Origin of the sequence: Streptomyces sp. WELS2 (assembly GCF_013870595.1) — a bacterium.
GTDB lineage: Bacteria > Actinomycetota > Actinomycetes > Streptomycetales > Streptomycetaceae > Streptomyces.
In genome coordinates this window covers 1-5,161 of record NZ_JACBWZ010000451.1, presented here as the reverse complement: position 1 = coordinate 5,161, position 5,161 = coordinate 1, and the positions used below count along the sequence as shown (strand labels likewise).

Below are 5,161 nucleotides of genomic sequence, written 5' to 3'. Positions count from 1 at the left end.
GTCGTACCGGAGGCGCCGAGCCGCCGGGTGACGGCACGCGAAACGGGACTGGCCGGTCCCCCCGGTCCGCCAGTCCCGTTCCTGTTCCTCCCCCGTGTTCCCCCGTGTTCCCCCCTCGGGCCACCTCCCCCGGGTGACCCCGCCTTCAGGCGACCAGTTCGCCGAAGGCGGTCTCCTCGTCCCGGCCGAAGCTGAGGACCTCGTCGTCGCGCAGGCGGCGCAGCGAGCGCCAGATGCTGGACTTCACCGTGCCGACGCTGATGCCGAGGATGTCGGCGATCTCCGGGTCCGTGCGGCCCTCGTAGTAGCGCAGGACCAGCATGGTGCGCTGGAGTTCGGGCAGCCGGGCCAGCGCCTGCCACAGGACCGCGCGCAGCTCGGTGCCGCGCATCGCGTCCGTCTCGCCGGGCGTCTCCGGCAGTTCCTCGGTCGGGTACTCGTTGAGCTTGCGCCGCCGCCAGGCACTGATGTGCAGGTTCGTCATGGTGCGGCGCAGGTATCCGCCGACCGCGGCCTTGTCGCTGATCCGGTCCCACGCCCGGTAGGTCGAGAACAGCGCGCTCTGCAGCAGGTCCTCGGCCTCGTGGCGGTCACCGGTCAGGTGGTAGGCGGTGGCGTACAGGGAGGCGCGGCGCTCCTGGACGTAGGCGGTGAACTCCGCCTCCGACAGCGAACGGCGCTCCCCCTGGGCCTCCCCGTACGCGGTTCCCCCGTGTGTTTCCCCCGTGTGCGCGTCAACCACCGACATGTACGCCGGATGCTGACGCCCGGTGCCGCGAGCGCACCCCCGCATGCCCGCGGCACCGGACTTCTCGGACCCCCGGTGCACGTCGTGCAGACGCGTGACCACTGCGCTGGTGCTGATGCTGTGCAGCGTGTTCATCTCGCGCTCCCCGTCGTGGACTTCCGGTGAATCTGTCTTGCCGGACCGGCTCGGCTCGCCGTCCGGCCCGTGACGAAAAGCCTGCCGGGGCGACTTCATGGCCGTGTCCGCCGACTGTCACAGAGCTGTCACAGGGGTCCGGCGGGTTCCGGCCGGGCCGGTCACCTGTCGCGCACGGTGCGTGGCGGTGTGCGAGGAGTGGTACGGGCCGGTCGTACGACACCCCGTCCATGGGCCAGAATGAGGCCGTGCCTTCCCTGTTGCTGATCGAGGACGACGACGCCATCCGTACGGCCCTGGAGCTCTCCCTGACGCGCCAGGGACACCGGGTGGCCACCGCTGCCAGCGGCGAGGACGGTCTGAAGCTGCTGCGCGAGCAGCGGCCGGACCTGATCGTGCTGGACGTGATGCTGCCCGGCATCGACGGGTTCGAGGTCTGCCGCCGCATCCGGCGCACCGACCAGCTCCCGATCATCCTGCTGACCGCGCGCAGCGACGACATCGACGTGGTGGTCGGCCTGGAGTCGGGGGCCGACGACTACGTCGTCAAGCCGGTGCAGGGCCGGGTGCTGGACGCCCGGATCCGGGCCGTGCTGCGGCGCGGCGAGCGCGAGTCCAGCGACTCGGCGACCTTCGGCAACCTCGTCATCGACCGATCGGCGATGACGGTCACGAAGAACGGCGAGGACCTCCAGCTGACCCCGACCGAGCTGCGGCTGCTGCTGGAGCTGAGCCGGCGGCCCGGTCAGGCGCTGTCCCGGCAGCAGTTGCTGCGGCTGGTGTGGGAGCACGACTACCTGGGCGACTCTCGCCTGGTGGACGCGTGTGTGCAGCGGCTGCGCGCCAAGGTCGAGGACGTCCCGTCGTCCCCGACGCTGATCCGTACCGTCCGTGGTGTCGGCTACCGCCTGGACGCCCCTCAGTGACCGGTACGCGAGAAGGGCTGCGCGGCTGGGCCGCGGGGCGGGGCGGAAGTCTGTCGCGGCTGAGGTTCACCAGTCTGCGGCTGCGCCTGGTGGTGGTGTTCGCGCTGGTCGCGCTCACCGCCGCGGTGTCGGCGTCGGGCATCGCCTACTGGCTCAACCGGGAGGCGGTGCTCACCCGTGCCCAGGACGCGGTGCTGCGCGACTTCCGGCAGGAGATGCAGAACCGCGCGGGCGCGCTGCCCGAGCACCCGAGCCAGGACCAACTGCAGCGCGCGGCGGGCCAGATGGCCGCCAGCAGCCAGCGCTTCAGCGTGCTGCTGGTCGCCACGGACGCCGACGGCAAGACGGTGTACGGCAACTCGGGCGGCATCAACGGCTTCGCGCTGGAGGACGTGCCGTCGACGCTGCGCGCGGCCGTGACCAAGCGGCAGCCGGTGACCGGCCAGAACAAGGAGCCGTACCACCTGTACTGGCAGCGGGTCGTGGACCACGGCACGCCGTTCCTGGTGGCCGGGACGCGCGTCATCGGCGGTGGTCCGACCGGCTACATGGCGAAGTCGCTGGAGCCGGAGGCCAAGGACCTCAACTCGCTGGCCTGGTCGCTGGGCATCGCCACCGGGCTCGCGCTGATCGGCGCCGCGCTGCTCGCGCAGGCCGCCGCCACGACCGTGCTGAAGCCGGTGCACCGGCTCGGGGTGGCCGCGCGCCGGCTCGGCGAGGGCAGGCTGGACACCCGGCTGCGGGTCTCCGGCACCGACGAACTGGCCGATCTGTCGCGGACGTTCAACAACGCGGCCGAGGCGCTGGAGAAGCGGGTCGCGGAGATGGCCGCGCGGGACGAGGCGTCCCGCCGGTTCGTCGCCGACATGTCGCACGAGCTGCGCACCCCGCTCACCGCCATCACCGCCGTCACGGAGGTGCTGGAGGAGGAGCTGGAGGCGGAGACCGGCAGCATGGACCCGATGATCGAGCCCGCGGTCCGGCTGGTGGTCAGCGAGACCCGGCGGCTGAACGACCTGGTCGAGAATCTGATGGAGGTCACCCGCTTCGACGCGGGCACCGCCCGGCTGGTCCTGGACGACGTCGACGTCGCCGACCAGATCACCGCCTGCATCGACGCCCGCGCCTGGCTGGACGCGGTCGAGCTGGACGCCGAGCGCGGCATCCACGCCCGGCTGGACCCGCGCCGGCTGGACGTGATCCTCGCCAACCTGATCGGCAACGCGCTCAAGCACGGCGGATCGCCGGTGCGGGTGTCGGTGCGGGAGGCGGAGGACTCGGTGGAGATCCGGGTCCGCGACCACGGGCCGGGCATCCCGGAGGACGTCCTGCCGCACGTCTTCGACCGCTTCTACAAGGCGAGCGCCTCCCGGCCGCGCTCCGAGGGCAGCGGGCTCGGCCTGTCCATCGCCCTGGAGAACGCCCACATCCACGGCGGCGAGATCACCGCCGCCAACTCCGCCGAGGGCGGCGCGGTGTTCACGCTCCGGCTGCCCCGGGACGCCTCGTCGCTGACCGAACAGGACGGCGGGGACGGCGGAAACGGCAGGGAGGACACGGGCGGCAAGGACGCGAAGGCCGGGCGGGACGGCGCCGGGGAGGAGGGGTCATGACGATACGACGCCTGGTGGCACTCCCCCTCCTCGCGGCGCTGCTCACCGGCTGCGGCATCCGGGCCACGGAGGTGCCGACCGACTTCGGGGCGGCGCCGTCCCGGGTTCCGTGCTCGCTGGCCGGGCCGGACCGGTCCACGCAGTCCTCGCGCGGGGTGCCGGTGCAGGTGTTCCTGCGGTGCGGGGCGTCCCTGGTCGCCGTGGACCGCACGGTGCCGGTCCCGGCGGGCACCCCGGACGCCCGACGCCGGGTGATCGTGGCGCAGGGGCTGCTGGACCAGCTCGCCGCGTCCCCGTCGGCCGCCGAGCGCGCCGCGGGCTATACGACGTACGTCCCGGGCGGACTCGCCGTGCGCGGGCCCGGGCCGAAGGATCCCGAGGACGCGCTCCGGCTGAGCACGGCGCCCTCGCGCCTGACCTCGACCGCGCTGGCCCAGCTGGTGTGCACGCTGTCCGACTCGGCGGCCACGGAGGGCGACGGCTCGGTCGTCCTGGGCGGCCCGGACGCGGGCCCGCCGCGACGGTACGAGTGCACGGACGAGGTCCGCGACCACCCGGCCGCCACCCGGCCACCGTCCGGCGAGGTCACGGGGTAGAGGGGGTGGACGGGGAGGTCACCCGGCCTTTCCGGCTGCCGGCCTTGCCCGGCGGTGGAGGCGAAACGTTTTCACGCCGGAACCGTTCCGCACCGCGGCCGCGTCTAGGGGGGCGTGCAGCGTCAAGGCTCCATCGGCGGCAGCGCCGCGATCCGCATCCGTGTGACGGGGGGTGTCCTCCTCGCCACGCACCTCGCCCTCGTCGCCTGGCTGATGCTGCGCCCCCTGGACGTTCCCTGGGTGATGCCCCCGAATCTGCGCCCGCTGGCCGGTATCCGGGCCGATCTGGCACTGGGCTGGCCCGGGGCCGCCCGGCCGCTCGGCGAGGGTCTCGGGATGCTCGCCCCGCTGGGCGTGCTGCTGCCCGCGGCGCACGGCAGGCTCACCGTCTCCCCGCTCGCCTCGCTGCTGCGGACCGCCGCGGCCGGCGCGCTGATCTCCCTGGGTATCGCCCTGTTGCAGACCGGTGTGCCGGGCCGGGTGGTGGACGTCGACTCGCTGCTGCTGAACACGGCGGGGGTCGTGCTGGCCCACCTGGCCGTGGTACCGGCGGCCCGGTCCTGGCTGCGCCGGCGTGCGGTGCGGGAACCGGTGGCCGCGACCGGGCCGGCGGTCGGCCTCGCGGAGGAGCTGTCTCAGGGCCGTACCCCGACGATTCCCAGGGTCGGGATCGCCCCCTAGAGTGATGCTTCGTCCTCTTCGTCCGCCTACCGTGGAAGGCAGTTGAGGAGCCCGCCCAGGGCCCCGCCCCCGGCTCGGGAGCGAGCCGACGACCACGGAGGAACCGACATGACCGCCCTTTCCCGCCCCACCCACGGCCGCGTGATCGGCGGAGTCTGCGCCGGACTGGCCCGCCGCTTCGGTACGTCGGCCACGACGATGCGGGTGATCTTCCTGGTGTCCTGCCTGCTGCCGGGCCCGCAGTTCCTGCTGTACATAGCGCTGTGGCTGCTGCTGCCGTCCGAGGACAAGGCCCGCACCGCCTGGTGACCGGCGGACCCGCCCGGTGGGCGGCGGGGCGAGCACACCACGGGGGCGCGTCCGGACGTGCCGGAGCGCCCCACGTGTCCCGCGACGGCCGGGGTCAGCCGAGCGGCAGCCCGTTGACCGGCGTGCCCTTCGTGGGCAGGCCCTTGACCGGCA

The 5,161-nt window shown here is 73.4% G+C and carries 6 protein-coding genes; 5 read left to right on the top strand and 1 reads right to left on the bottom strand.

The genetic code is table 11. The features are described from left to right. Positions 1-145: 145 nt before the first annotated feature. Complete coding sequence (locus H5J33_RS22945; protein ID WP_181796795.1) at positions 146-883, bottom strand: SigE family RNA polymerase sigma factor; 738 nt, start codon at positions 881-883, stop codon at positions 146-148. A 248-nt stretch (positions 884-1,131) separates the two neighbouring features. On the opposite strand from H5J33_RS22945, the gene afsQ1 reads away from it, so the two are divergent. From afsQ1 to H5J33_RS22920, 5 genes are all read left to right on the top strand, one after another. Further along, a complete protein-coding gene (gene afsQ1 / locus H5J33_RS22940) occupies positions 1,132-1,809 on the top strand; it encodes a two-component system response regulator AfsQ1 (RefSeq protein WP_106980762.1) in 678 nt (225 codons plus the stop codon). After that, the gene (locus H5J33_RS22935; RefSeq protein ID WP_181796794.1) at positions 1,806-3,422 is read left to right on the top strand and encodes a HAMP domain-containing sensor histidine kinase; all 1,617 of its coding nucleotides are present in this window, start codon (positions 1,806-1,808) and stop codon (positions 3,420-3,422) included. The genes afsQ1 and H5J33_RS22935 overlap by 4 nt, the downstream gene beginning before the upstream one ends. Next, positions 3,419-4,018 (top strand): hypothetical protein, encoded by a 600-nt coding sequence (locus H5J33_RS22930; RefSeq protein WP_181796793.1) that lies wholly within the window; start codon positions 3,419-3,421, stop codon positions 4,016-4,018. The genes H5J33_RS22935 and H5J33_RS22930 overlap by 4 nt, the downstream gene beginning before the upstream one ends. A gap of 114 nt (positions 4,019-4,132) precedes the next feature. Then, positions 4,133-4,699 carry a VanZ family protein gene (locus tag H5J33_RS22925; protein ID WP_181796792.1) on the top strand — a complete coding sequence of 189 codons (567 nt, stop codon included), beginning with the start codon at positions 4,133-4,135 and terminating at the stop codon, positions 4,697-4,699. A gap of 108 nt (positions 4,700-4,807) precedes the next feature. Further along, a complete protein-coding gene (locus H5J33_RS22920) occupies positions 4,808-5,008 on the top strand; it encodes a PspC domain-containing protein (protein ID WP_014674578.1) in 201 nt (66 codons plus the stop codon). Positions 5,009-5,161: the final 153 nt, after the last annotated feature.